The following is a 26,361-nucleotide window of genomic DNA, read 5'->3' as shown; positions in this document are numbered from 1 at the left end:
CGAAGCACGGACCGATGACAAGCTCCGCGAGCCTCGAAGGATGAACGGCCTACTCCCTTGCCGAGCGGATCGCGATGAATACTGGAGACATAACCTGGCGCCTCGCGCAGCTGTCTTCGCTGCCGTTCCAGGAACGTTATGGAATCGCTGGAACTCCCAACGAGTACGTGGTGGATGTCGAGCTCCTAGAGAACGTGGATAGTCTGAAGTACATTGTCCGCCGCCCCGAAAACGAGGCCGTATTGACTGATGCTCAGCGTGGTGCGCTGGAAGATCTGTTCGCATATATCGAAGTGTATTCTGGAGATGCGCTGTCGGCGCAATCGCGTGACGAGGCGATCGTGCTGATTCGAGAAAGCGTGATTTGGAAAGCCCTTCGGTCCAAAGCTGCGACGGCGCTCCAGCTTTTCGGCCTCTCTGCAGAAATGTCCATTGAGGAAATTGATCGTCTCAGTGAATAAACGCCGACTTTGGAGGTCGCCGCTGCTGATCGGAAGCCGCAATAGATTCAATCCCAGACAATCTAGTCGCGCCGGAAGATCTCGGACGCCAGCCAGCCGGTGAGGAGTGCCATCATCACCGTGATCAGGCCATAGAGCAGCGGCTGTTGCCGCGCCGATGTGGCGACGAACTGCTCGAAGCCGACCTTGACGATCTCGAACGCGGTCTCCGTTCTGGTCACCAGCGCGCCGTCGGACAGCAGCTTGATGTCGACGTCATAGCTGCCGATCGGAACCTCGGCCGGCAGCGGAATGGTGGTGCGAAACAGCGTCGGCGTCAGGAAAGTGACGGCGTTGGTCTCCTCGCGGTACAGCCCGTGCTCGCCGCGCAGCCGCACGAACGCACTGCGGAACGGATCGCTCGCGACCACGTCGGCGTAGTCCGTTCCGACCCGCTGGGTCAGCAGCACATGGTTCAACCCGAGCTGCAGGCGGCGCTGCACGTCGGGCGCGGCCACTGCCTCGAACGGCCGATTGGCAAACACCGCGAGATAGGACGGCACCTGCAGGAACTGGCGGGAGTCGGTGTTGACCCAGATGCCGAATTTGCGCTCCTTGCGCCGTGTCACGAGATCGATGCGCGGGCCGCTCACCGTGACCACGAGGTCGTAGCCGCCGCGCGCCGGCGGTGTGCCGGCGTCGCGCTCGATGGCGCCGAACAGCACCAACTCCTCGCCGGTGTAGTTCGAGGTCACCGTGACGCGGTGGTTGGACACCGACACGATCAACCGTTCTGCACAGGCCGCGCTGCCGGCGCAGGCCGCGATCAGGAGCGTGGCAAGACGTGTGCCGATCCGGCTCGCCCGCTTCACTGGCCGCCCCCGATCTCGCGGATGGTGAACAGGTCCTGCGGACGGATCACCAGTTCGATGGCGAAGCGGACGCCGACCGCGAGGATCAGCAGACCGAGCAGCATGCGCAGGTGTTCGCCGCGAATGCGCTGGCCGGCGCGGGCGCCGAACTGGGCGCCGGTGACGCCGCCGACCATCAGGATCAGGGCGAGCACGGCGTCGACGAGATGGTTGGTCAACGCATGCAGGAGGGTGGCGATCGCCATGGTGGCGAGGGTGAGCACCTGTGCGGTGCCGATCACGGTGCTGGTCGGCACCCGCAGCAGGTAGATCATGATCGGGATCAGCAGGAACGCGCCGCCGATGCCCATCACTGCGCCGACGAAACCGATCAGCAGGCCGACTGCGGCGATCGGGATCACCGACAGGTAGATCTTGGAGCGCTTGAAGCGCACCTTCAGCGGCAGGCCATGGATCCAGCCATGGCCGCCCGAGCGGCGCAGCGTCACCTTCTCGCCGCGGCGGGCCCGCCGCATCGTGGCGAGGCCTTCCCACAGCATCAGTCCGCCGACGCCCGATAGCAGCACCACATAGGACAGCGCGATCATCAGGTCGAGCTGGCCGAGCGAGCGCAGGGCGGTGAACAGCCAGACGCCGAGCGCGGTGCCGATGAGGCCGCCGCTCAGCAGCACCAGCGCCAGCGCCGGATCGATGGCGCGGCGGCGCCAGTAGGAAAGCGCGCCGGAGAACGACGATGCGGCGATGTGGCTGGACACCGAGGCGACCGCGACCGCGGGGGAAATGCCGACGAAGATCAGCAGCGGTGTCATCAGGAAGCCGCCGCCGATGCCGAACATGCCGGAGACGAAACCCACTGCCATGCCCATGGCCAGCAGCAGGAACATATTGACCGGCAGGTCGGCGATCGGAAGGTAGATCTGCACGCGCGGGGCCCTTGTCGGCGGGCCGGGCATCTGCGCCGGCCCGCTCAGCGACCGATAGCAGGTCGGGCTAAATATTCCATGGATGGGATGCGCAGGCGGCGCGCGCCAGTGCGAAACGCCGCACTAGCGCGCGGCCGTGGTCAGCTTGGCGGCCGGCTTGCCCGGATAGCGCTTGGCGGCGGTCGGCGCGGGCGCCGGTGTCGCGGCGGCGTCCCAGCCGCCGACCGGGGCCGGCACGCTGATGGCGTCGCTGGGCTGGACCTCCGGGTTGAAGGTCTGCAGCGCCAGCTTGGCGGCGGCCAGCGATTGCGGATCGAGGCGACGAGCGACATCGTCGCGCTTGCGGCTCGAGTCGGCGTCGCCCTGTGAGGCCGCGAGGCTGAACCACTTGTAGGACTCGGCAAGGTTCTGCTCCACCCCGATGCCCCGGGCGTAGAGGATGCCGAGATTGTACTGGCTGTCGGCGACGCCGTAGTCGGCGGCCTTGCGGAACCACTGCGCCGCGCTCTTGTAGTTCGGGCCCTTGCTGCCGCCGTCGGCGTCGAGCACCGCGAGGTTGTGCATCGCCTTGGCGTTGCTGCGCTCGGCGGCGCGGATGTAGTAGCGGCGCGCGGCGTCGACGTCCTTGGGCAGGCCAAGGCCCTTTTCGTAGAGCGTGCCGAGGCGGAACATCGCGGGTACGATGCCTGCGTCGGCGGCGCGGTCGTACCACTTCACCGCTTCCTCGTAGTTCACGGCCACGCCCTTGCCTTCGGCGTAGCGCACCGCGACTTCATAGGCAGCGGCCGGATCACCCTTAAGCGCCGCGCTGCGCAGCACGGCACCGCCGATCGCATCGGGGAGAGCATCCGTTACCGGATTGAGCGTGATCGGCTTGTACGGCGTTGCCGGCACCGGCGCTGCAGGCGGCACGGTGATGCTGCCGGTGACGTCCGGCGAGGCGGCCTTGTCGTCGCCCGGCGCGGTCGCGGCGTTGCTGCCGGCTGGAGCGGCCGCGGGCGCGGTCGGCACACTGCGGGCCTGGCGATCGATCGGCGTCGGCGAGGTCATGGACGGCAGCGTCAGTTCGCCCTGCTGCTGCGCGCGGCCGGGATCGAACAGAACCGGCGGCGCGGCCTCGCTCGACTTCTCCATCGGCTTGTCGGCAGGCTTGTCGACCGCGGCCGCGGGCGGCGTGTCGTGGCCGCCACCGTCGAACATGTTCATCGCCATGCGGAAGCCGCTGAGCACGATCACGACCACGCTGGCGCCGACCAGCAGCGAGCGGATGCGCGACGACGCTCGGGTCTCGCCCTTGGTCTCGTTCCTGACGGCCGTTCGCGCCTCAGCCTTGGCCTTGTCGGCCTTGGCGCCGCGCGCGGCATTGGCCAGAGCGGCGACACGACCCGGCTTGTCCTTGCCCTTGTCCTTCGGTTTGTCCTTGGCGGTGTTGGCCGCTGCCTGGGCGGCGCGGCGCGCGGCCGCAATGAAGCTCGACGTGCTGGCGGCTTCTTTTGCGGCGTTCGGGATCTCGCTCAGCACGCTCTCGGACGCGGCGATGCGCTGCGACGGCGTCACTGGCGGAGCGGTGCGCTCCTGCGGTCGCGTTCCCGGCTCGAGCGGGTAATCCGGCGGCAGGTCGGGATCGATCGGGCGCGCGGCTTGAGCGGCAAAATTCTGGGCGGCAAAATTCTGGGCAGTAAGGTTCTGCGCCGCAGGCTGAGGGGCGGGTGGGGCCGGCGCCCGCTCGGGATGAGCCGCTGCGGTGAGAATCTCCTGAATGGCCTGCGGCGCCGGACCGGGCGGCGGCGGGGGCGGACGATGCGCGGAGGTCTGGGCTGCGACGGGGTTGGGCAGATCCGGGCGCGGCGGCGGAGTAACGGCCAGGCGCGAGGGAGCGGGCATCGGCGCGGAGATCGCGGTCGATGAGATGATCGGCGCGAGTGGCGGCGCGCTCTCGCGCGCCAGCGGGGCCGGTTCGGCGAACATCGGTGGCGATGGCCGCTCCGGCGCGCGGTCGCGCGGCCGCTCGCCGGCACGGTCGTGCACGTCCTGGCCGGCCGGTCGGGCGGTACGGCTCTCGCGCAGATCGGTTTCGATCATCGCCAGGCGGTCGACGACATGGCCGAGGGTGTTGTGCACGCTCTCGAGTGCGTCCTGGGTGTTGCGATCGGTTTCCGACTGGCTGTGGCGAAGATCGGCGATCTCCCGCCGGATCGTGCCGAAGGCCTCGTTGTCCATCGCCGACGGGCCGGCGCGGGTCTCGCTGAGCGCGGCGAAGGAGAGGCGCTGGTCCTCGAGATGACGCAGGATGTCGGCGAGGCCGCTCTCGACGCGGCCGAAATTGGCCGTGCGCGAGTCCACCGTCTCCAGCCGCTCGAGCAACTGCTGGATGCGCTGTTCGACATGGGTGAAGGCCGAAGACGTGTCGTGGCCGACCTGCAGATGATCGATGCGGTCCGACAGCAGCCGCACCGCGGCCTCGAGCTGGCTGCAGTCGTCGGCCGGCCGTTCGCGCTTCTCGAGCGTCGTGGTCAGCACGGCGATGCGCTGTTCCAGCGCCGCCAGCGAGCCGGCGAAGCCGGCGTGGGCGGCCTGCTCGTGGGAAACCTGATCCATCCTGGAAGCGAGGCCGCGCACGTCGTCGCTGAGCCGGGCCAGCGCGTCGTTCGAGGCGACGTTGGACACGATCGCGCGCAACGCGCCGATCGCGCCTTCGAGCTGCTGCACCGATCCGCTGTCCGGATTGGTGCGCACCAGGATATCCATCTTGTCGCCGAGGTTGCGGATCGCCTCGTCGAAGCCGGCGAGCTGCTCGGCGGGCGTCAACTTCTGCAGCGTGGTATGGATGTCGCGCAGGCCCTGCTCGATGCTCTGCAGCGCTTTGGCGTCGATGCCGTTCTGGTGGCCCTCGTCGATGCGTCGCGCCACCGCGCGGATCTCGTTTTCCAGCGCTTCCAGCGCCCGGCGCGGCAGCGCGTCGGTGATGACGGCGCGCATCTCCGCGAGTTCGTTGCGGAAGGCCGCGATCGACTGCTCGACGCCGTCAGGCCGGCGCAGGCTCTCGATCTGGCTGGTGAGGTGCTGCAGCTGCTTTTCGAACGCCGACATGTCGGGCGCGGCGGCGGCAGGCGCCGCAGGCTGGGCGGGCGGCGGAGAGGGCGGCGCCATCGTCGCTGCGGCGGACGCGGACAGGCGCGACGGCGGCGCCTCGCTGTTCAGCTCGGCCTGGCGTGCGCGAATCTCGGCAATGTCGAAATCGAGCAGTTCGGGAATGGTGGTCGCCTGGCGGCGCGGCGCCGGAGCGGCCTCGGCCTGCGGTGCGGCCGCGGGACGGTGCGGCGGCTCGGGCTGTTGCGCGGCCTGCAGCGGCGGTGCCGGCTGCACCGGTGGCGGGGCGGGCGGCGTGTTGATCTGGGCGATGCGTGCGTCGAGGCGGGCAATGGCGTCGTTGAGCTCGCGCGCGACGCCGGGGCCTTCGGTCTGCGGAGCGGTGCTGGCGACCTGCGAGATACGCTCGATCTGACGGGTGATCGAATCGAGGCGATGATGAATTTCGGCGACATCCGCGGCGGCGCTGCGCGCAGCCGGCGGCTGAGTGCCGCCGGTGGTCGCGAGCCAGTCGTTGAGCGACATGCCGGCGCGCCGCGCCGCAGCCTCGGCGCGGTCCTGGGTCGCCGGATCGGTCGCTTCAACGCTTCTCGGTACGCGAGATGTCATGCCAGGGTCCGGTGTTGACCGGCGCTTTTCAGCGCCCTCAGGCTCGCCGCGCTCTCCTTGAGAATAAAAGCGAATTTCGCGGCAGCGTGCCCATTTCCAGCCGTGACTTTTTCTCGTTACGGTAAACAACGGGTTAAGGAGCGGGCCGCGGCGGCCGAAAAGTTCGGGAACCGGGGCAGATATTTGCGGCCCCGGACCCTTGTGCCGGGCGTGATTACCTCCAGCTTGAGACTGGCTGCGTACAGGGCTGGCGGGCGGTCACCGTGTCGCGGATGCTGGGGGCGCCGATCCCATCCTTTCGTCTGATTTGAGGTGTTAGTTCCAAAAAGGCATTGCTGCGATGCAAAATTTTTCTTAATGAGGCAGTTAAGATTTCGATCAAGGGGAGAGAGACAGACATGCCGAGCTATCGGGCGCCCGTCGAGGACGTGACTTTCCTGCTCAACGACGTTTTCCAGATCGACCGCTACAACAACCTGCCGGGTTTCAGCGACGCGTCCGCGGACGTGCGTGAGGCGATCCTGTCGGAAGCCGCCAAGTTCAGCGAAGAGGTGCTGCAGCCGCTCAACCGCGTCGGCGACCTCGAAGGCTGCACCCGTCATGACGACGGCCGGGTCTCCACGCCAAAGGGCTTCAAGGAAGCTTTCCGCCAGCTCGGCGATGGCGGCTGGATCGGCCTTGCCGGCCCCGTGAGCCATGGCGGCCAGGGGCTGCCGGCGACGCTGGCACAGAGCGTCAATGAATTCATGATCTCGGCCAACATGGCGTTCTCCATGTATCACGGCCTCACCCTCGGCGCGGTTGCCGCGCTGATGGTCCATGGCACCGAAGAGCAGAAGAACACCTTCGTGCCGAACATGCTGGCCGGCAAATGGGCCGGCACCATGAACCTCACCGAGCCGCATTGCGGCACGGATCTCGGGCTGCTGCGCACGAAAGCGGTCAAGCAGGCCGACGGCAGCTACAAGATCTCGGGCACCAAGATCTTCATCTCCGGCGGCGACCAGGACATCACCGAGAATATCGTCCACCTGGTGATCGCCCGCATCGAGGGCGCGCCGGCGGGCGTCAAGGGCATCTCGCTGTTCGTGGTGCCCAAGCGTCTCGTCAATGCCGACGGCACGCTCGGCGCCGGCAATGGCGTGTCGTGCGGCTCGATCGAGCACAAGATGGGCATCCACGGCAATTCCACCTGTGTGATGAACTACGACAACGCCACGGGCTGGCTGGTCGGCGAGGAGAACAAGGGCCTCAACGCCATGTTCGTGATGATGAACGAGGCGCGGCTCGGCGTCGCCGTTCAGGGCCTCGCGCAGTCGGAAGTCGCCTATCAGAACGCGGTCGCCTATGCGCGCGAGCGCCTGCAGGGCCGTTCGCTGTCCGGCGCCAAGGCGCCGGACAAGCCGGCCGATCCGATCATCGTGCATCCGGACGTGCGCCGCACGCTGCTGACCATTCGTGCCTTCAACGAAGCGGCGCGTGCGCTCGTGGTGTGGACCTCGCTCAAGAGCGACGTCGCCCACCGCTCCGACAATGCCGCCGATCGCCAGGAGGCCGACGACCATATGGGCCTGCTGACGCCGGTGCTCAAGGGCGTGCTCACCGATGTCGGCTTCGCCAATTCGGTCGCCGCCCAGCAGATGTTCGGCGGCCATGGCTATATCGCCGAGTGGGGCATGGAGCAGTTCGTGCGCGATGCCCGCATCGCCATGATCTATGAAGGCGCCAACGGCATCCAGGCGCTGGATCTCGTCGGCCGCAAGCTGCCGCGCGACGGCGGCCGTGCCGCCATGGCGTTCTTCAACGAGGTTGGCAGCTTCGCCAAGGAGAACGCCGCCGACGAGGCGATGAAACCCTATGTCGCGCCGCTGAGCACCGCGCTCGGCCACCTGCAGCAGGCGACGATGTGGCTGATGCAGAACGCGATGGGCAAGCCCGAGAATGCCGGCGCCGGCTCCACCGACTACATGCATCTCTTCGGCCTCGTGGTGATGGGGTACATGTGGGCGCGGATGGTCAAGGTGGCCCAGGGCAAGATCGCGGCGGGCGACACCTCGAGCTATCTCTCGACCAAGCTGGTGACCGGCAAGTTCTTCATGGAACGGATGCTGCCGGAGACAGCGACGCATCTCGCCCGCATCCAGACCGGCGCGGCGACCGTGATGGAACTGCCCGCCGAGGCGTTCTGACGACATCTGCAAGGCCGTGCCGGATGGCGCGGCCTTTTTTTCTGAATCAAGATGGATCGAAGGGAGGGCATCATGCCTGAAGCGTTTATCTACGATCACGTCCGCACGCCGCGCGGCAAGGGCAAGTCCGATGGTTCGCTGCACGAGGTCACGGCGCTGGCGCTCGCGACCGTGCCGCTGAAGGCGCTCAAGGAGCGCAACAATCTCGGCAAGGACAGCATCGACGACGTGGTGCTCGGCGTGGTCGATCCGGTCGGCGAGGCCGGCGGTGACATCGCGCGCTTCGCCGCGATGAACGCCGGTTTCGGTACCTCGGTGCCGGGCGTCCAGGTCAACCGCTTCTGCGCCTCGGGTCTCGACGCGGTGAACTTCGCCGCCGCCCAGGTGATGTCCGGCCAGCATGAACTGACGATCGGCGGCGGCGCCGAATCGATGAGCCGCGTCGGCATCATGTCGTCGGGCGCTGCGTGGCCGATGGATCCGTCGATGGCGCTGCCGACCTACTTCATGCCGCAGGGCGTCGCGGCCGACCTGATCGCGACCAAGTACGGCTTCTCGCGCGACGACGTCGACGCCTATGCGGTGCAAAGCCAGCAGCGCGCGGCCAAGTCGTGGGAAGAAGGCCGCTTCAACAACTCGGTGGTCGCGGTCAAGGACATCAATGGCCTGACCATTCTCGACAAGGACGAGCACATGCGTCCGTCGACGACCATGCAGTCGCTGGCGCAGCTGCAGCCATCGTTCGCGGTGATGGGCGCGATGGGCGGCTTCGACGCCGTCGCGGTGCAGTCGCATCCGGAGATCGAGGGCGTCAACTACGTCCACCATGCCGGCAATTCGTCGGGCATCGTCGACGGTGCCGGTGCGGTGCTGCTCGGCAGCAAGGAAGCCGGCGTCAAGCACGGCCTCAAGCCGCGCGCCAGGATTCGCGCCTTCGCCAACATCGGCTCCGAGCCGGCGATGATGCTGACCGGCCCTGTCGACGTCACGAAGAAGGTGCTGGAGCGCTCCGGCATGAAGCTGTCGGACATCGACCTGTTCGAACTCAACGAGGCGTTCGCCTCGGTGGTGCTGCGCTACATCCAGGCGTTCGACATCGACAACGACAAGATCAATGTCAACGGCGGCGCCATTGCGCTGGGACATCCGCTCGGTGCGACCGGCGCGATGATCCTCGGAACCGTCCTCGACGAGCTGGAGCGGCGGCAGCTGTCCACCGCGCTGGTGACGCTGTGCATTGGCGGCGGCATGGGCACCGCCACCATCATCGAGCGGGTCTGATTTTCAACCTGGACGCCGGCCGCCTGAGCGCGGCCGCCGCCGGAGCGCGCCGCGGCTGCTTGCCGCCGCGCCCGGCGCTTGAACCAAGGGATTGAAGGAGCTTTCAAATGGCATTCAAGAATTTCAAGGTCGAGACCGACGCCGACGGCATCGCCCTGGTGACGTGGGACATTCCCGGCCGCTCGATGAACGTGCTCGACCAGACGTCGGTCGAGGAACTCGCGGCGATCGTGCAGCAGACCTCTGCCGATGCGGCGGTGAAGGGCGTGGTCATCACCTCCGGTAAGGAGGCGCTGTCGGCCGGCGCCGACCTCACCATGCTCGAGGGCATGAACCGCACCTATCTGGAGACGCTCAAGCAGAAGGGCGAAGTCGCCGCCAATCAGCTGCTGTTCGACGAGAGCCGCAAGCTGTCGCTGACGCTGCGCGGCATCGAAACATCCGGCAAGCCGTGGGTCGCCGCGATCAACGGTCTCGCGCTCGGTGGCGCGTTCGAGCTGACGCTCGCCTGCCACTATCGCGTCGCGGCGGAGAACCCGAAGACCCGCCTCGGCCTCCCCGAGGTCAAGGTCGGCCTGTTCCCCGGTGCCGGCGGCACCCAGCGCCTGCCGCGCATCATGCCGACGCAGGATGCGCTGCAGTTCCTGCTGAAGGGCGATCCAATCGATCTGACCAAGGCCAAGGCGATGAAGCTCGTCGATGCCGTGGTGCCCGCGGCCGACCTGATCAAGACCGCAAAGGACTGGATCAAGGGCGGCGGCAAGGCCGCGGCGCCGTGGGACGAGAAGGGCTTCAAGCTGCCGAACGGTCCGGTCTACTCCAAGGCCGGCACCATGACCTTCCCGCCGGCCAACGCCATCCTGCGCCGCGAGACCTACAACAACTATCCGGCGGCGCGCGCCATCCTGCAGTGCGTCTACGAGGGCCTGCAGCTGCCGATCGATGCGGCGCTGCGCGTCGAGTCGCGTTATTTCGCCAACATCCTGCGCAGCAAGGAAGCGGCGGCGATGATCCGCAGCCTGTTTGTGTCGATGCAGGAGCTCAACAAGGGGGCCCGCCGGCCGGAGAACGTGCCGCCGACCAAGGTCAAGAAGCTCGCCGTGATCGGCGCCGGCTTCATGGGCGCGAGCGTCGGCTATGTCTCGGCCAAGGCCGGCATCGAGGTGGTGCTGATCGACCGCGACCAGGACAGCGCCGACAAGGGCAAGGCCCACGCGAAGTCGGTCATCGACGGCCTCGTCGCCAAGGGCCGCGCCAAGGAGGCCGAGCGTGACGCGCTGCTGGCGCGCATCACCGCGACCGCCGACTACAGCGTCATCAAGGACTGCGACCTCGTGATCGAGGCGGTGTTCGAAGACCGCAAGGTCAAGGCCGAGACCTATGCCAAGGCGCAGGAATTCCTGCGGCCGGACGCGATCTTCGCCTCCAACACCTCGACGCTGCCGATCAACTCGCTGGCCGAGGAGTTCAAGGACCAGGCCCGCTTCATCGGCATCCACTTCTTCTCGCCGGTCGAGAAGATGATGCTGGTCGAGATCATCGTCGGCAAGAACACCGGCGATGTCGCGCTCGCGACCGCGCTCGACTACGTCCGCCAGATCAGCAAGACGCCGATCGTGGTCAACGACTCCCGCGGCTTCTTTGCCAACCGCTGCGTGCTGCGCTTCACCGCGGAAGGACTCGAGATGCTGATGGAAGGCGTGCCGCCGGCGATGATCGAGAACACCGCCAGGATGGCCGGCATGCCGGTCGGCCCGTTGTCGCTCAGCGACGAGGTGGCGCTCGACCTCGTGCTCAAGATCATGAAGGCGACGGAAGCCGATCTCGGCCCCAATGCCATCGACCAGACGCAGAAGAAGCTGATGGTCGAGATGGTCGAGAAGGAGGGGCGCTTCGGCCGCAAGAACGGCAAGGGCTTCTACGACTATCCCGAGAAGGGCAAGGGCCAGAAGCGGCTGTGGAGCGGCATCGGCCCGCTGCAGCCGAAGTCGCTCGATCCCGACACGCTGGACGTCGAGGAGCTGAAGCAGCGCTTCCTGGTGGTGCAGGCGGTGGAGGCCGCGCGCACGGTCGAGGACCACGTCATCACCGATCCGCGCGAGGCGGACGTCGGCTCGATCCTCGGCTTCGGCTTCGCGCCATTCACCGGCGGAGCGCTGTCCTATATCGACTTCATGGGCACGAAGAACTTCGTCGCGCTGTGCCACAAGTTCGAGGCCAAGTACGGCTCGCGCTTCACTCCGCCCAAGCTGCTGGTCGAGATGGCGGAGAAGGGCGAGACCTTCTACGGCCGCTTTCCGCCGAAGAAAGCCGCGGCCGCCTGAGGGGCAGCCGCCGCGCCCTGCACGCACATCACGTCAAGAAACGGGCCGGATCGATGATCCGGCCCGTTGTCGTGTGGCGAAGGCGCGGTGGGCTCAGGCTTCGGCCTGCACCGCGGCCTGGACCTGCGGGCGCGCCGCGACGCGCTCCTTGTAGGCCGTGAGGTGGGGGAAGCCGGAGAGATCGACCTTCATGCGATCGGCCCAGCGCAGCATGGTGTAGAGATAGCCGTCGGCGACGGTGAACTGCTGGCCCATCAGGTAGTCCTGGCCGGCGAGCTTGCTGTCGAGATACTTGAACTTGCCGGCGAGGCGATCGCGGAACACCTGCTTGGCCTCGTCCGTGAGCGTCGGGTTGAACAGCGGGCTGAAGGTCTTGTGGACCTCGGCGCTGATGAAGGTCAGCCATTCCTGCAGGCGATAGCGCTCGGTGGTGCCGTTGGCGGGGGCGAGGTTCTTGCCGGCGGCCTTGTCAGCGATCACCTGGACGATCACCGGGCCTTCAGTGAGCAGTTCGCCGTTGTCCAGCGCGAGCGCCGGGACCTGGCCCTTCGGGTTGATCTTGCTGTAATCCTCGCCGCTCGCGAGCGTCTTGGTCTTGAGGTCGACCTTGACGAGCTCATGCGGGATTCCGGCTTCCTTCAGCGCGATATGGGGCGAGAGCGAGCAGGCGCCCGGCGTATAGTAGAGTTTCATGTCGTCCTCCTTGGTCGTCCCTTGACGTTCCCGGGCCGCCTGGCTTTCTGGCGGCCGGCAAGCAGCCAACCCAGTCATAGCATGGCGCGGTCCGGCGGCCGGATTACATGCGGCTGCATGAAATTGTCAATGTTGATGCAGATGCATTCAGTGACGTATAATCCGAGCCGAGGGACTATCGCGCATGAAACGTAAGCCGTCGACCGAGGCCACAGCCGCCTGGATCCGCCTGATGCGGGTCCAGAGCAGGGTGCTGGACGCTGTCGAGCAGGATCTCAAGAAAGCCGGCTTCCCGCCGCTGGCATGGTACGACGCGCTGCTTGAGCTGTCGCGCGCGCCGCGCGGCGAACTGCGGCCGGTCGAGCTCGAACGGCAGATGCTGCTTCCGCAGTACTCGACGTCGCGTCTGATCGACCGTCTGGTCGACGAAGGGCTCGCGCTCCGGAGGGAGTGCGAGATGGACCGGCGTGGCCAGTTCGTCGAGATCACGGAAGCCGGTCGCGAGCTGCAAAAAAAAATGTGGGGAGCCTATTCCGCCGCGATCGAGCGGCATGTCGGCTCCAAGCTGTCCGACGTCGATGCATTGAAGCTGTGCGGCCTGCTCGACCGCCTCGGCTGCTCCTGCGCCGACTTGCAACAGCAGGCGAACGGCGGCAAGGAAGCCGCGCCGGCGCGATGACCCTCACTTCACCTCTTGCCGCTACCGCAGGCGGCAGCCCTTGTTCCCGTCCGCGCGCGTGCAGTGTCGCCGCGGCTTTGACCCGGACTTCGCATGGCTCGTGACCAGATTGATATGACGCCGCTGCATTCGCGCGACGAACTCGTCGCGTGGCTGGAAGCAGGCGTGAAGCCGAAGGATGCATTCCGAATCGGCACCGAGCACGAGAAGACGCCTTTCACCCTGGAGGGGCACCAGCCGGTGCCCTATGGCGGCCCGCGCGGCATCGAGGCCCTGCTGCAGGGCATGCGCCACCTGCTCGGCTGGGAGCCGATCATGGAGCAGGGCAACATCATCGGCCTGTACGACGTCACCGGTGGCGGTGCGATTTCGCTCGAGCCGGGTGGTCAGTTCGAGCTGTCCGGCGCGCCGGTCGAGACCGTGCACCAGACCACGGCCGAAGTGATGGCCCATCTCGCCCAGGTGCGCGAGGTGGCGACCCCGCTCGGCATCGGCTTCCTTGGCCTTGGCATGACGCCGTCTTGGTCGCGCGAGCAGATTCCGGTGATGCCCAAGGGGCGCTACCAGATCATGACCAACTACATGCCGAAGGTCGGTCGCTACGGCCTCGACATGATGTACCGGACCTGCACGGTGCAGACCAATCTCGACTTCTGCTCCGAAGCCGACATGGTGCTGAAGCTGCGCACCTCGGTGGCGCTGCAGCCGGTGGCGACGGCGCTGTTCGCCAACTCGCCGTTCACCGAAGGCAAGGCGAACGGTTTTCTGTCGTTCCGTTCGGAGATCTGGCGCGACACCGACAATGCGCGCTCCGGCATGCTGCCGTGGGCGTTCGAGGACGGCATGAGCTTCGAGCGCTGGGTCGACTATGCGCTCGACGTGCCGATGTATTTCATCAAGCGCGGCGATCGCTACATCGATGTCGCCGGCTCCTCGTTTCGCGATTTCTTCGACGGCCGCAACGAGCGCGTGCCGGGCGAGCGCCCGACACTGTCGGACTGGGCCAACCATCTGTCGACCATCTTCCCGGAGGTCCGCCTCAAGCGCTATCTGGAGATGCGCGGCGCCGACGGCGCGCCGTGGGACCGCTTGCCGGCGCTGTCGGCGTTCTGGGTCGGCCTGCTCTATGACGACGACAGCCTCACCGCCGCCTGGGACATCGCCAGGAACTGGACCGCGGAAGAGCGCCAGCAACTGCGCGACGACGTGCCGCGGCTCGGCTTCAAGGCCAGGATCGGCAATCGCTATCTGTTCGAAATCGCCCGGGAGTGCCTCGTGCTCGCCCATGCCGGCCTGCGGCGGCGCGCGCGCATCGATCATCTCGGCCGCGACGAATCGCGCTACCTCGAGCCGCTCGATCGCATCCTCGAGGCCGGGCGTACGCCGGCCGAGGATATGTTGCTGAAATTTAATGGGGCGTGGGGCGGCACGGTCGAGCCGGCCTACGATCAATATGTGTTCTGAATCAGCGGTTTGATGTCGCAGCAGGACATCCGCTCACTGTTCATCTGCCGTACAGAAATCTGATACTTTAATGGGCAGCGCGGCGGCGCACGCGATGGCTCGCTTGGAGCGAGCCATCGGCGATGTGATCGCGTGCCGATCGCAGAACTCGTGCGTGATCGTCGGCGGCCTTCCCCTGCCGCAGCGGTCTGGATTGAAAGTTGTCCGGCATGGTCCGAGCCCGTCGCTTCAGAGCCTGCCTCGCGGCCATCGCCGTTGTTGTCGGCGTGATCGTCGCAGTCCCGCAGCCGGTGCTCGCACAGGCCAACTTCGATCGGCCGGGCGGAGACTACCTGCGCTCTCCGGTGACGTCGGGCGATCCGGCGGACTGCGCCCTGCAGTGCGAGCGCGACCGCCGCTGCCGCGCCTGGAGCTTCAACTATCCGACCTATGCCGCGACCGAGGCGGTGTGCTGGCTGAAGAGCAGCGTGCCGGCGCGCGTCGCCAACAACTGCTGCGTCTCGGGCGTGCGCGGCGCCGGGGTTGTCGAGCAGCGCACCGGTGCGGTCGAGATGTCGACCGATCGTTTCGGCGGCGACTATCGCAATTTTGAACTCAAGGGCAGCGAGCACGACGACGCCTGCAAGGAGGCCTGCGAGGCCGACAACAAGTGCCGTGCGTGGACCTATGCGCGCCCCGGCTATATCGGAAAGGAAGCGCGCTGCTTCCTCAAGAACCAGATCAAGCCGCCCCATCGCAAGCCGGGTTTCGTGTCCGGCGTCGTGCGTTAGCCAGGCTGCGTCGACTCCGCTAGATCCCGCGCTCGAACGCCTTGACCGCCGCCTTCGAAGCCAGTTCCTTCCAGCGCCGCCGCAGCAACGGCTCGAGCACGCCGCGCGGGCAGGCGGACAGGCGCACCAGCACATTCGGCCAGTCGCGATAGTGCTCGGTGATGTAAAACACCCGCGGCCGGGCTTCCATCATGACGGCGCGCTCGTCGGGTTCGATGCCCGTCAGCACGACGCTGTCATCGTCCTCTTTCAGTCGCACCAGCAGCTTGGTCCGAACCTTGAGCGCAGGCGTGCCATAGGACGTGCTGTCCGTGACCTCCGGCCAGGTCAGGGCAAAGGCGCGGACGTCGTCGAAGGTCACAGCGGGGCCGGCGTCAGTTGACGCCGGTCATGAAGCGCGAGGGCCGCAGGCCGGACAGCCAGGTGGTGACCGGCTGCTGGCTCTGGGCCAGATCCCACGAGCCCAGCACGGCCTCGACACGGCCGACGAGGTTGGCGGTCGGCAGCATGCCGACGCCGCCGTCGGCGACCGGCACGCGGCTGTCGGCGGAGTTGTCGCGATTGTCGCCCATCACGAAGAGATGATCGGACGGCACGGTCACCTCTGCCGTGTTGTCGTAGAAGCCATGGGCCCGCAGTTTGAAGATCGGATGGCTGCGGTTGCCCGGCAGGGTCTCGACATAGCGTGGCGCCGGCACCTCGGCGCCATTTTCGGTCTCTGCCTTGCCGACGCCGTCCGCCTGCAACGCCGCCGCGATCCCGTTGATGAACAGCTGGCCGTTGCGCATCTGGATGCGATCGCCCGGCAGGCCGACCACGCGCTTGACCCAGACCTGGGCGCGGTCGCCCGGCCAGCGAAACACGACGACGTCACCACGTTCCGGCAGAGCGCCGAGCACGCGCGACGTCGACGGCAGGGAAATGTTCAGCGGCACGGAAGCGGCGCTGTAGCCATAGGGGTATTTGGTGGCGAGCAGGGCGTCGCCGATCATCAGCGTCGGCTCCATCGAGCCGGACGGCACGTAGAACGGCTCGGCGAGCGCGCCCTTGGCGGCCATCACCACGGCGAACACCGCCGCCATCTGCGCGAGCGCGCCGGCCCAGCTGACCACGGTCTTTCTGAACGAGGTCGTCGTGTTCAGGGTGGGGGTCTGCTCGCTCATGCGCCGGTGCCTCCGACAGTGATGCGGTCCATGCGCAGGGTCGGCTGGCCGACGCCGACGGGGACGCCCTGGCCGTTCTTGCCGCAGGTGCCGATGCCGGCGTCGAGCTGCAGGTCGTTGCCGACCATGGTGACGCGGTGCAGGTCGGTCGGGCCGTTGCCGATCAGCATGGCGCCCTTGACCGGTGCGCCGAGCTTGCCGTTCTCGATGCGGTAGGCCTCGGTGCACTGGAAGACGTATTTGCCCGAGGTGATGTCGACCTGGCCGCCGCCGAAATTGGCGGCGAAGATGCCGTTCTTTACCGAAGCGAGAATTTCCGCCGGATCATGGCCGCCAGCCAGCATGTAGGTGTTGGTCATGCGCGGCATCGGCACGTGGGCATAGCTCTCGCGCCGGCCGTTGCCGGTCGGCTTCATGTTCATCAGGCGGGCGTTCTGGCGATCCTGCATGTAGCCGACCAGGATGCCGTCCTCGATCAGGACCGTGCGATTGGTTGGCGTGCCCTCGTCGTCGATCGACAGCGAGCCGCGCCGCGCGGCGATGGTGCCGTCGTCGACCACGGTGACGCCGCGCGCGGCAACCTGCTGGCCCAGCAGGCCGGCGAACGCCGAGGTCTGCTTGCGGTTGAAGTCGCCCTCGAGGCCGTGGCCGACGGCTTCATGCAGCATTACGCCGGGCCAGCCCGGGCCGAGCACCACGTCCATTTCGCCAGCCGGCGCGGGCACCGATTCGAGGTTGATCAGGGCCTGGCGCAGCGCGCCGTCGGCGGCCTCGCGCCAGGCCTTGGTTTCGATGAAGCGGGCATAGCCCTCGCGGCCGCCATAGCCCTGGCTGCCGGTCTCCTGGCGGTCGCCGGCGCCGGCGACCACGGAGATGTTGACCCGCACCAGCGGGCGAATGTCGCGGTAGCTCTCGCCGTCGGGGCGCAGGATCTCGACCACCTGCCAGGTGGCGCCGAGGCTCACAGAGACCTGTCGCACGCGCGGGTCCTTGTCGCGGACATAGGCGTCGATTTCGGCGAGCAGCTTGACCTTGCTCTCGAAAGCCTGGCCGTCGAGCGGGTTGTCGTCGCCATAGAGCCTGATGTTGGTGTGGGTGGGCGCTGCGGCAAAGTTGCCGGAATAGCCGCCGCGCACGGCATGAACCGCGTCCGCGGCGCGCGCCAGCGCGGCCATCGAGACATCGGAGGAGTGGGCATAGCCGACCGCGTCGCTCTTGACCGCGCGCAGTCCGAATCCCTGGGCGGTGTCGTAAGTCGCCTGCTTGAGCCGGCCATTGTCGAACATCAGTCCCTCGGACTGGCGGTATTCCAGGAACAGTTCGCCGTCGTCGGCGCCATCGAGCCCGCGGGCGACTTCGGCCCGGACCGTGTCGCGATCGAGGCCGGCGCGGTCGAGCAGGGAAGATGTTGCGAGGGTCATGAAAAGGTCCATTGTGGATGTCGCCCGGGCGTCACTTTGCACACGGCGGGTGGAATAAAGATAGGGGGCCGCACCTTGTTTCGCGAGAGGGTCCTGCCGGCGCGGGGAACCGTGCGCCGCTGGCGGCAGGCCGCCCGAACGATGATATAAGACTGTCGAGATGCCGATCGAGATCAAGCAGATCGAACCGCACCATATCGAAGGCTTTCATGCCGTCCTCGACGCGGTGGTGCGCGAGCGCCAGTACCTCGCCTTTCTGGAGGCGCCGCCGCTGGAGGCGGCGCGGGCGTTCGTCGAGGCCAACCTCGCCCGCGGCACGCCGCACCTGATCGCGCTGTCCGAGGGGCGGGTGATCGGCTGGTGTGATATCACCCCGCTGCACCGGGTGATCTATTCCCATTGCGGGGTGCTCGGCATCGGCCTGCTGCCGAACTTCCGCAACCAGCGTATCGGCACGCGGCTGATCCGCGCCGCGCTCGACGAGGCGCGGCGGATCGGGCTGCATCGCGTCGAGTTGACGGTACGCGAGAGCAGCGCCCAGGCCATTGCCCTCTACAAGGCGATGGAGTTCCGCATCGAGGGCGTCAAGCGCGATGGCGTGCGCCTCGATGACCGCTACGAGAACCTGCTGATGATGGCCGTGCTGTTTTGAGGCGTCGCGCGTCGGCGCCCGGGCGGGGCCGCCGAGGTCCGCGCCTCACGGCAGCTTGTCGTAGCCCTCGCCGATGCCCTTGAGGCTGAGCGGGAAACCGATGCCTTCCTCGGGCGTCTCGAAGATGATGAAGGTCGCGGTCTGGGCGGTCTTGAGCTGGTTCAGCAGGTTGTCGTCCATCACGACCTCTGCGACGCAGCCATTTGGGAGGCAGCGCACGAAGCCGGCGCGTCCGACGTCCTTGTTGTCGAGCTTGAGGCCGAGACCCGACGGCAACAGCACCCCGAGCGGCGCGACCACGCGCATCAGCTTGCTCTTCTGGTCCGCGGTCTTGAGGATGATCACGGTCAGGCCGGCATTGGAGCGGTCGTCGGCCACCACGCTCTGGATCAGGGCGCACTGCTCGGCCTGGGCGCCGGGCGGGGTGTCGCAGCGGATCTGCCAGTCGCCATGGACCGACTTGACCGCGCCCTGGGCGCTGGCGCCCCCGGTGCCGGTGAGGAGGGTCACAATCACGGTCAGGCAGGCCGCCAGCAGGGTGGCGATACCGGCCCGGAGGGCGTTGGCGGTCCGTTTCGGGGGTCGTGAAGCGCCCATCAGGGTCGATCCTTGATCATGTATCCTTGTCGTCCGCCATAATCGCTCCCGGGAGCATGCGGGAAGGCTGACACGGCAATGACGGCGCCTTGAAGGCGATCCGGGGCCGCGATGGCGCGTCCCCGGGCTGGCTGGTTCTGGCGTGCCCACTCCCTCTCCGCCACGTCGACGGCGGCGGGGCAGGGGCCCGTCTCCGGGCGCGAATCGCGGCCCCGTCATGCGCCCGGACCGTGCGTACATTGCGTAATCCGCCTGTCAAGCACTGTCGATGCGGGAGGCCGGCGCGGCGGCGGATTTTTCGCGTGACGAACCAGCGGTACCCGCCCGCCGGGGACGCAGCCGAAAACTGCGTAATCCTGCATTGCGATAGCTCTGGAAGTATGGTTTGAGAGGCGGGAATCTCGACGCGTTCTAACCTGCCGGACGGCGGCCGCAGAGCGGGTACGGGGCCGCCGGTCACGTCGTTTCGGCCTGCCGGCTTTGACGTTCAGGACAAGGAGCGGGAGCGGCATGAAAATGTCGAGGGGACAAATGGTCCGCCGGGCGCTGGGGTTGTTAGTGGCCGGAAGTGTGGTGGCGTTCGCCGGGGCAGCTTTCGCCGGGTTGGGTCAGCCGACCCCATGGGAATACACGCTGCAGCATTCCGCATCGCCGGTGATGGATAACATCATCTGGTTCCACAATTTCCTGCTCTGGATCATCACGGCCATCACGCTGTTCGTGCTGCTGCTGCTGATTACCGTGGCGGTCAAGTTCAACGCGCGCTCCAATCCGGTGCCGTCGAAGACCACCCACAACACCCTGATCGAGGTTGCCTGGACGCTGATCCCGGTGTTGATCCTGGTGTGCATCGCGGTGCCGTCCTTCCGCCTCCTCTTCCAGGAGCTCGAGGTGCCCAAGGCCGACGTCACCATCAAGGCGACCGGCAAGCAGTGGTACTGGAGCTACGCCTATCCCGATAACGGCAAGTTCGAGTTCGACTCGCTGATGGTCGCGGACAAGCAGCCGCGCCTGCTCGGCGTCGACAACGAGATGGTGGTGCCGGTCAACAAGGTGATCCGCGTCCAGACCACCGGCGCGGACGTCATCCACTCCTTTGCCGTGCCGTCCTTCGGCATCAAGATCGACGCCATCCCGGGCCGCCTCAACGAGACCTGGTTCAAGGCGACGAAGGAAGGGATGTACTACGGCCAGTGCTCCGAGCTGTGCGGCAAGGATCACGCCTTCATGCCGATCGCGGTGCGCGTCGTCAGCGAGCAGGAATTCGCCGCCTGGATCGAGCAGGCGAAGAAGAAGTTCGCGGACACCAGCGCCAAGACCTACGCGTCGGTCGAGGCGGCCGCGCGCTGAGCGCGGCCGCATTCGCTTCGAGATTTAAGAGACGACGAACCACCTCGGTTCAAGGGATCTGAAAATGGCCACTGCTGCACCCACCGCTCACGCTGATCACGACGATCACGCTCACGACCACCCGACTGGCTGGCGGCGCTACCTCTACTCCACGAACCACAAGGATATCGGTACGATGTACCTGATCTTTGCGGTCATCGCGGGCATCATCGGCGGCGCCATGTCGGTGGCGATCCGGATCGAGCTGATGTATCCGGGCGTGCAGATCTTCCACGAGAGCCATACCTACAACGTGTTCGTGACCTCGCACGGCCTGATCATGATCTTCTTCATGGTCATGCCGGCGATGATCGGCGGCTTCGGCAATTGGATGGTGCCGCTGATGATCGGCGCGCCGGACATGGCCTTCCCGCGCATGAACAACATCTCGTTCTGGCTGCTGCCGGCTTCGTTCGCGCTGCTGCTGATCTCGACCTTCGTCGAGGGTGAGCCGGGCGGCAACGGTGTCGGCGCCGGCTGGACGATGTACGCGCCGCTGTCGACCTCGGGTCACCCCGGTCCGGCGGTCGACTTCGCCATCCTGTCGCTGCACATCGCCGGTGCGTCGTCGATCCTCGGCGCCATCAACTTCATCACCACCATCTTCAACATGCGCGCGCCGGGCATGACCCTGCACAAGATGCCGCTGTTCGTGTGGTCGATCCTCGTGACCGTGTTCCTGCTGCTGCTGTCGCTGCCGGTTCTGGCAGGCGCCATCACCATGCTGCTGACCGACCGCAACTTCGGCACCTCGTTCTTCGCCGCCGACGGCGGTGGCGATCCGCTGCTGTTCCAGCACCTGTTCTGGTTCTTCGGTCACCCCGAAGTGTACATCCTGATCCTGCCGGGCTTCGGCATGATCAGCCACATCGTCTCGACCTTCTCGCGTAAGCCCGTGTTCGGCTACCTCGGCATGGCCTACGCCATGGTCGCGATCGGTGGTATCGGCTTCGTGGTGTGGGCGCACCACATGTACACGGTCGGCATGTCGGCCGCGACGCAGGCCTACTTCGTCGCCGCCACCATGGTGATCGCGGTGCCGACCGGCGTGAAGATCTTCTCGTGGATCGCCACCATGTGGGGCGGTTCGATCGAATTCCGCGCCCCGATGCTGTGGGCCGTGGGCTTCATCTTCCTGTTCACCCTCGGCGGCGTGACCGGCGTGGTGCTGTCGAACGCTGGCGTCGATCGCGTACTGCAGGACACCTACTACGTCGTCGCGCACTTCCATTACGTGCTGTCGCTCGGCGCCGTGTTCGCCATCTTCGCGGGCTGGTACTACTGGTTCCCGAAGATGTTCGGCTACATGTACAACGAGGGCATCGCCAAGCTGCACTTCTGGGTCACCTTCATCGGCGTGAACCTGGTGTTCTTCCCGCAGCATTTCCTCGGTCTGTCCGGCATGCCGCGCCGTTATGTCGACTATCCGGACGCGTTCGCCGGCTGGAACCTGGTGTCGTCGATCGGTTCCTACATCTCGGCTTTCGGTGTCCTGGTGTTCATTTACGGCGTGATCGAAGCCTTCGCCCGCAAGCGCCAGGCCGCGAACAATCCGTGGGGTCCGGGTGCGACCACCCTGGAGTGGACGCTGACCTCGCCGCCGCCGTTCCACCAGTTCGAGGTCCTGCCGCGCATCCAGTAAGCGCGGCGGCTTCGGCCCTGATGACGCGGTGCGGTGTTGCACCGCGTGAAGACGAAAACGATCGCCGGCGATATCATCGCCGGCGATTGCCGAACCGGAAGAGCCTGCCGGATAGATCCGGAAGAAAGCGAACGCCGTCGTGTCGACGATCGACCATCATCCGCTGGACCTGCCGCACATCTCCGAGGCGGGCGTCGGCGACTACATCACCCTGCTGAAGCCGCGGGTGATGTCGCTCGTCGTTTTCACCGCGCTGGTCGGCTACGTGATGGCGCCGGGGCATATTCATCCGGTGATGGCGTTTACCTCGATCCTGTGCATCGCAGTCGGCGCCGGGGCCTCTGGCGCGCTCAACATGTGGTACGACCGCGACATCGACGCCCTGATGTCGCGCACGGTCAACCGCCCGATCCCGCGCGGCCGCGTGACCCCGCCCGAGGCGCTGACCTTCGGCATGACGCTGTCGTTCTTCTCGGTGGTGACGCTGGGAATCCTGGTCAACTGGATCGCCGGCGCGCTACTTGCCTTCACCATCTTCTTCTACGTGGTGGTCTATACCATGTGGCTGAAGCGCTCGACGGTGCAGAACATCGTCATCGGCGGCGCCGCCGGCGCGTTGCCGCCGGTGGTGGCCTGGGCGGCCGCAACCGGCACCCTCGCGGTCGAGCCGCTGCTGCTGTTCCTGATCATCTTCCTCTGGACCCCGCCGCACTTCTGGGCGCTGGCGTTGTTCCGCAGCGACGATTACGCGCGGGCCAATGTGCCGATGCTGCCGGTGGTGGCGGGTGCGGATGCGACGCGGCTGCAAATCCTGCTCTACACGGTGGTGCTGGTCGCTGTGGCGACGGCGCCTTGGCCGCTCGGCTACTTCGGGCCCGGTTATGGTGTCGTCTCGATCGTGCTCGGCGCCTGGATGCTGTGGCTTTCGATCCAGGTTTTCCGTCACCGCGACGATACGGAAGCCAAGCGTGCGCCGCGGCGCCTGTTCGCCTTTTCGATTGTCTACCTCTTCGGGCTGTTCGCGACCCTGCTGGTCGAGGCCATGCTGCCCGCGGTGACGCGGCTCGTCTGGTAAGGGATGCGTGCTGACTTGAACGACCAGAGCAAAGAGCCCGAGGGGATCGTCCTCACCGAAGAGCAGAAGCGCCGCCGCCGTGAGCGCTCACTGGCGATCGCCTGGGCGCTCGGCATCCTGGTCGTGCTGTTCTTTGCCGTGACCATGGTCAAGGGTCCGGCCGTGCTGCACCGGCCGCTGTGACGGGAAAGTAAGCCATGACCGCCATTTCGCCGCCCCCCGCCGACCAGCCGAAGCGCAAGCCGCGCGGGTTCGGACGCGACACCATGGTGGCGTCGATCTGCGGTTTCGTGGTGGCGCTGATGGTCGGCGCGTCCTATGCGGCGGTGCCGTTCTACAACTGGTTCTGCCGCGCGACAGGCTTCAACGGCACGACCCAGGTCGCGACCTCGGCGCCTGCCGGCAGCCTCGAACACCAGATCGCGGTTCGCTTCGATTCCAATGTCAGCGGTGGCCTGCCCTGGAAGTTCGAGCCGGAGAAGACCGAGATCAACGTCAAGATCGGCGAGGTGGTGACCGCCTATTACAAGGTGACCAACCAGGCCGCGCGCCGCACCGCCGGTATCGCCGCCTATAACGTCGCGCCGCTGACCGTCGGGGCCTATTTCCAGAAGATCAACTGCTTCTGTTTCAACGAGCAGATCCTCGGCCCGGGCGAGACCCGTGAGATGGCCGTGGTGTTCTATGTCGATCCGGCGCTGATGGCTGACGACGACAACAAGGGCACCAACACCATCACGTTATCCTATACGTTCTATCCGGCGAAGGATGCCGACCCCAAGCCGCTCGCGGCCGGGGAAGGCGACACCCGGAAGGGGAATTTGTGAGTTTCGCGGCTTCTCGGAGCCGCGGGGATGATTGAGAGACGAACACGGGCCGGTTAACATCGGTCCTGCGAACGGAGAAACGGTAATGGCTACGGGGCAAGTGAAACAGCACGACTACCATCTCGTCGATCCCAGCCCGTGGCCGGTGGTCGGCTCGCTCTCGGCCTTCATCATGGCTGTGGGCGCAGTGGCGTGGATGCACCACATGTTCGCCGGCGCGCCGATCGTGTTCGGCGTCGGCCTGATCGGCGTGCTCTACACCATGGCGAGTTGGTGGGGCGACGTGATTCGCGAAGCCCAGCACGGTGACCACACCCGCGTCGTGCAGCTCCATCACCGCTACGGCATGATCCTGTTCATCGCCTCCGAGGTGATGTTCTTCGTTGCCTGGTTCTGGGCCTACTTCAACGCCGCACTGTTCCCCGCCGATCCTGTGCACGCCACCCGCGAAGCGCTGTTCGGCGGCGTGTGGCCGCCGAAGGGCATCGAGACCTTCGACCCCTGGCACTTGCCGCTGCTCAACACCCTGATCCTGCTGACCTCGGGTACTACCGTGACCTGGGCGCACCATGCCCTGCTCGAGGGGGACCGTCAGGGCGTCAAGCAGGGCCTGATCCTGACCGTGCTGCTCGGCGCCGCGTTCTCCTGTGTCCAGGCGTTCGAGTACAGCCATGCGACCTTCAGCTTCGCTGGCAACGTCTACGGCGCGACCTTCTTCATGGCGACCGGCTTCCACGGGTTCCATGTGCTGGTCGGCACCATCTTCCTGCTGGTGTGCCTGCTGCGCGTCTATGCCGGCCATTTCACGCCCAAGCAGCATCTCGGCTTCGAATTCGCGGCCTGGTACTGGCACTTCGTCGACGTGGTGTGGCTGTTCCTGTTCATCTGCATTTACGTCTGGGGGCACGGCGCCGAGACCATGGCGCACGCGGCCCACTGAGGCAGATCGATCTCGATCCGGGGGCGGCCTCACGGCCGCCCCTTTGCGTTTTGAACGGGCGCACCGCTCGCAGAAGGGAGCGCAGATGACCAACGACAATCATGCCGTCTCCCCATTCGCGGCCGGTCTCGGCTGCAAGTGCCCGCGCTGCGGCCAGGGCAAGCTGTTCTCGGGCTTTTTGCGGCTTGCGCCGCGCTGCGAGGTCTGCGGGCTCGACTACACTTTCATTGATGCGGGCGATGGTCCGTCGATCTTCATCATCATGATCGCCGGCTTCATCGTGGTCGGCGCGGCGCTGGTGGTCGAGATCAAGTACCAGCCGCCATTCTGGGTGCATGCGGCGCTATGGTTGCCGCTGATCCTGGCGACGACGCTGCTGCCGTTGCGCGTGATGAAGTCGTTGTTGATTGCTCTGCAGTATCATCATCGGGCGTCCGAGGGCCGCCTGATCGATCGTGAGCCCAAGTGATGTCCACCTCCACCCGCGGCCGTTTCGGCATGGCCATCATCACTGTTGCCATGCTGGTGGTTCTGGTCGGTCTCGGCATCTGGCAACTTCAGCGCAAGCAAGAGAAGCAGCAACTCATCGCGGCCCTCAACGAGCGCCTCGCCGCGGCGCCGGTGGCGCTGCCGCCTCCGTCGGAGTGGGGCGGGCTCACCGCGTCCCGCGACGAGTTTCGCCGGGTGAAGGTATTGGCGCAGTTCGACGTCGCGCGTGACGCACGGGTCTATACCTCCGGTTCGGCGCTGCGCCCCGACGTCAGCGGTCTCGGCACCTGGGTGTTCATGCCAGCGCGCATCGCCAGTGGCGGGACGATGGTCGTTAATCGCGGCTTCCTGCCCGAAGGGGCGGCCTTGCTGACGGGCGTAGTGGCCAATCCGCCGGTCGAACTCGTCGGCTACCTGCGCTTTCCCGAAAGCCCCGGCTGGTTCACGCCGAAGCCTGACGTGGCGAAGCATCTGTGGTTCGCGCGCGATTCGCTGGACATGGCGCAGATGCTCGGTTGGGGGCAGGTGGCGCCGTTCTACCTCGATCTCGAAGGGCCAGTGCCGCCCTCGGGGCTGCCGAAGGCAGGTCCGCTCGACGTCCAGCTGCGCGACCAGCACCTGCAATACGCGATGACCTGGTTCGGCCTCGCCATCGTGGTGGCCATCGCGGCAATGTTCTGGTTTCGCAGCCAGCGCCGTGCGTGACCGGCGGTGTATGCATCCTGCTCACGCGCTCTTGAGGCGACGGCCCTGCGGAAATCCGGTTTCCACTTTGCGGGCTGATGCCGTAAGGTGCCCGGACGTTTTCTCAGGAAAACTGAATAATTCAAAT

The 26,361-nt window shown here is 66.4% G+C and carries 24 protein-coding genes; 16 read left to right on the top strand and 8 right to left on the bottom strand.

Annotated elements, in window-relative coordinates; translation table 11 throughout:
* Positions 1-74 precede the first annotated feature (74 nt).
* Entirely contained in the window at positions 75-461 is a 387-nt protein-coding gene (locus JQ639_RS21370; RefSeq protein WP_211968270.1) for a hypothetical protein, read from the top strand.
* Between the two features lie 62 nt (positions 462-523).
* Here the strand turns inward: JQ639_RS21370 and JQ639_RS21365 are convergent, their stop codons facing one another.
* The 3 genes from JQ639_RS21365 to JQ639_RS21355 form a co-directional block, all read right to left on the bottom strand.
* Positions 524-1,294, bottom strand: coding sequence for a TIGR02186 family protein (locus tag JQ639_RS21365; protein ID WP_211968532.1), 771 nt, complete (start codon positions 1,292-1,294; stop codon positions 524-526).
* 14 nt (positions 1,295-1,308) lie between these two features.
* A complete protein-coding gene (locus JQ639_RS21360) occupies positions 1,309-2,235 on the bottom strand; it encodes a sulfite exporter TauE/SafE family protein (RefSeq protein ID WP_211968269.1) in 927 nt (308 codons plus the stop codon).
* A gap of 123 nt (positions 2,236-2,358) precedes the next feature.
* Complete coding sequence (locus JQ639_RS21355) at positions 2,359-5,934, bottom strand: tetratricopeptide repeat protein (protein WP_211968268.1); 3,576 nt, start codon at positions 5,932-5,934, stop codon at positions 2,359-2,361.
* Between the two features lie 398 nt (positions 5,935-6,332).
* Here JQ639_RS21355 and JQ639_RS21350 point away from each other — a divergent pair, with 398 nt between their 5' ends.
* The 3 genes from JQ639_RS21350 to JQ639_RS21340 all read left to right on the top strand — a co-directional run bounded on the left by JQ639_RS21350 (position 6,333) and on the right by JQ639_RS21340 (position 11,728).
* Complete coding sequence (locus JQ639_RS21350) at positions 6,333-8,123, top strand: acyl-CoA dehydrogenase C-terminal domain-containing protein (RefSeq protein WP_211968267.1); 1,791 nt, start codon at positions 6,333-6,335, stop codon at positions 8,121-8,123.
* A 72-nt stretch (positions 8,124-8,195) separates the two neighbouring features.
* On the top strand, positions 8,196-9,404 hold the full coding sequence (locus JQ639_RS21345) for an acetyl-CoA C-acetyltransferase (RefSeq protein WP_211968266.1): 1,209 nt from the start codon (positions 8,196-8,198) through the stop codon (positions 9,402-9,404).
* Between the two features lie 107 nt (positions 9,405-9,511).
* Entirely contained in the window at positions 9,512-11,728 is a 2,217-nt protein-coding gene (locus JQ639_RS21340) for a 3-hydroxyacyl-CoA dehydrogenase NAD-binding domain-containing protein (RefSeq protein ID WP_211968265.1), read from the top strand.
* 93 nt (positions 11,729-11,821) lie between these two features.
* On the opposite strand, the gene gstA is transcribed toward JQ639_RS21340, so the two are convergent.
* On the bottom strand, positions 11,822-12,421 hold the full coding sequence (gene gstA, locus JQ639_RS21335) for a glutathione transferase GstA (RefSeq protein ID WP_211968264.1): 600 nt from the start codon (positions 12,419-12,421) through the stop codon (positions 11,822-11,824).
* 184 nt (positions 12,422-12,605) lie between these two features.
* Between gstA and JQ639_RS21330 the strand changes: the two genes are divergently transcribed.
* The 3 genes from JQ639_RS21330 to JQ639_RS21320 all read left to right on the top strand — a co-directional run bounded on the left by JQ639_RS21330 (position 12,606) and on the right by JQ639_RS21320 (position 15,334).
* Positions 12,606-13,100: a MarR family winged helix-turn-helix transcriptional regulator gene (locus JQ639_RS21330; protein ID WP_211968263.1), complete on the top strand. Its 495-nt coding sequence runs from the start codon at positions 12,606-12,608 to the stop codon at positions 13,098-13,100.
* Between the two features lie 93 nt (positions 13,101-13,193).
* Complete coding sequence (locus tag JQ639_RS21325) at positions 13,194-14,564, top strand: glutamate--cysteine ligase (protein WP_211968262.1); 1,371 nt, start codon at positions 13,194-13,196, stop codon at positions 14,562-14,564.
* 209 nt (positions 14,565-14,773) lie between these two features.
* Positions 14,774-15,334 carry a PAN domain-containing protein gene (locus tag JQ639_RS21320; protein WP_211968261.1) on the top strand — a complete coding sequence of 187 codons (561 nt, stop codon included), beginning with the start codon at positions 14,774-14,776 and terminating at the stop codon, positions 15,332-15,334.
* A gap of 19 nt (positions 15,335-15,353) precedes the next feature.
* On the opposite strand, the gene JQ639_RS21315 is transcribed toward JQ639_RS21320, so the two are convergent.
* From JQ639_RS21315 to tldD, 3 genes are read right to left on the bottom strand one after another with little or no spacing between them, the layout of a single operon-like run.
* The gene (locus tag JQ639_RS21315; RefSeq protein WP_211968260.1) at positions 15,354-15,695 is read right to left on the bottom strand and encodes an MmcQ/YjbR family DNA-binding protein; all 342 of its coding nucleotides are present in this window, start codon (positions 15,693-15,695) and stop codon (positions 15,354-15,356) included.
* A 13-nt stretch (positions 15,696-15,708) separates the two neighbouring features.
* Complete coding sequence (gene lepB / locus JQ639_RS21310) at positions 15,709-16,497, bottom strand: signal peptidase I (RefSeq protein WP_211968259.1); 789 nt, start codon at positions 16,495-16,497, stop codon at positions 15,709-15,711.
* Positions 16,494-17,918 carry a metalloprotease TldD gene (gene tldD, locus JQ639_RS21305; protein WP_211968258.1) on the bottom strand — a complete coding sequence of 475 codons (1,425 nt, stop codon included), beginning with the start codon at positions 17,916-17,918 and terminating at the stop codon, positions 16,494-16,496. Before tldD ends, lepB begins: the two co-directional genes overlap by 4 nt.
* Positions 17,919-18,078: 160 nt before the next feature.
* Between tldD and JQ639_RS21300 the strand changes: the two genes are divergently transcribed.
* Positions 18,079-18,570, top strand: coding sequence for a GNAT family N-acetyltransferase (locus JQ639_RS21300; RefSeq protein ID WP_211968257.1), 492 nt, complete (start codon positions 18,079-18,081; stop codon positions 18,568-18,570).
* Positions 18,571-18,615: 45 nt separating this feature from the next.
* Here the strand turns inward: JQ639_RS21300 and JQ639_RS21295 are convergent, their stop codons facing one another.
* Positions 18,616-19,167 (bottom strand): invasion associated locus B family protein, encoded by a 552-nt coding sequence (locus tag JQ639_RS21295; RefSeq protein WP_211968256.1) that lies wholly within the window; start codon positions 19,165-19,167, stop codon positions 18,616-18,618.
* A gap of 510 nt (positions 19,168-19,677) precedes the next feature.
* Between JQ639_RS21295 and coxB the strand changes: the two genes are divergently transcribed.
* From coxB to JQ639_RS21255, 8 genes are all read left to right on the top strand, one after another.
* The gene (coxB, locus tag JQ639_RS21290) at positions 19,678-20,517 is read left to right on the top strand and encodes a cytochrome c oxidase subunit II (protein ID WP_211968255.1); all 840 of its coding nucleotides are present in this window, start codon (positions 19,678-19,680) and stop codon (positions 20,515-20,517) included.
* A 64-nt stretch (positions 20,518-20,581) separates the two neighbouring features.
* Positions 20,582-22,198 carry a cytochrome c oxidase subunit I gene (ctaD, locus tag JQ639_RS21285; protein ID WP_211968254.1) on the top strand — a complete coding sequence of 539 codons (1,617 nt, stop codon included), beginning with the start codon at positions 20,582-20,584 and terminating at the stop codon, positions 22,196-22,198.
* A 139-nt stretch (positions 22,199-22,337) separates the two neighbouring features.
* Positions 22,338-23,273, top strand: a complete 936-nt coding sequence (locus tag JQ639_RS21280; protein ID WP_211968253.1) for a heme o synthase — start codon at positions 22,338-22,340, stop codon at positions 23,271-23,273.
* 3 nt (positions 23,274-23,276) lie between these two features.
* Entirely contained in the window at positions 23,277-23,456 is a 180-nt protein-coding gene (locus tag JQ639_RS21275) for a cytochrome c oxidase system small membrane protein (RefSeq protein ID WP_211968252.1), read from the top strand.
* Positions 23,457-23,470: 14 nt separating this feature from the next.
* Positions 23,471-24,100, top strand: a complete 630-nt coding sequence (locus tag JQ639_RS21270) for a cytochrome c oxidase assembly protein (RefSeq protein WP_211968251.1) — start codon at positions 23,471-23,473, stop codon at positions 24,098-24,100.
* 85 nt (positions 24,101-24,185) lie between these two features.
* On the top strand, positions 24,186-25,040 hold the full coding sequence (locus tag JQ639_RS21265; protein ID WP_211968250.1) for a cytochrome c oxidase subunit 3: 855 nt from the start codon (positions 24,186-24,188) through the stop codon (positions 25,038-25,040).
* Positions 25,041-25,125: 85 nt separating this feature from the next.
* A complete protein-coding gene (locus JQ639_RS21260; RefSeq protein ID WP_211968249.1) occupies positions 25,126-25,509 on the top strand; it encodes a DUF983 domain-containing protein in 384 nt (127 codons plus the stop codon).
* Positions 25,509-26,234 carry an SURF1 family protein gene (locus JQ639_RS21255; RefSeq protein ID WP_211968248.1) on the top strand — a complete coding sequence of 242 codons (726 nt, stop codon included), beginning with the start codon at positions 25,509-25,511 and terminating at the stop codon, positions 26,232-26,234. The genes JQ639_RS21260 and JQ639_RS21255 overlap by 1 nt, the downstream gene beginning before the upstream one ends.
* Positions 26,235-26,361 lie beyond the last annotated feature (127 nt).

The organism is Bradyrhizobium sp. U87765 SZCCT0048, assembly GCF_018131225.1.
Lineage (GTDB): Bacteria > Pseudomonadota > Alphaproteobacteria > Rhizobiales > Xanthobacteraceae > Bradyrhizobium_A.
This window is presented reverse-complemented; position numbering and strand designations above follow the sequence as displayed.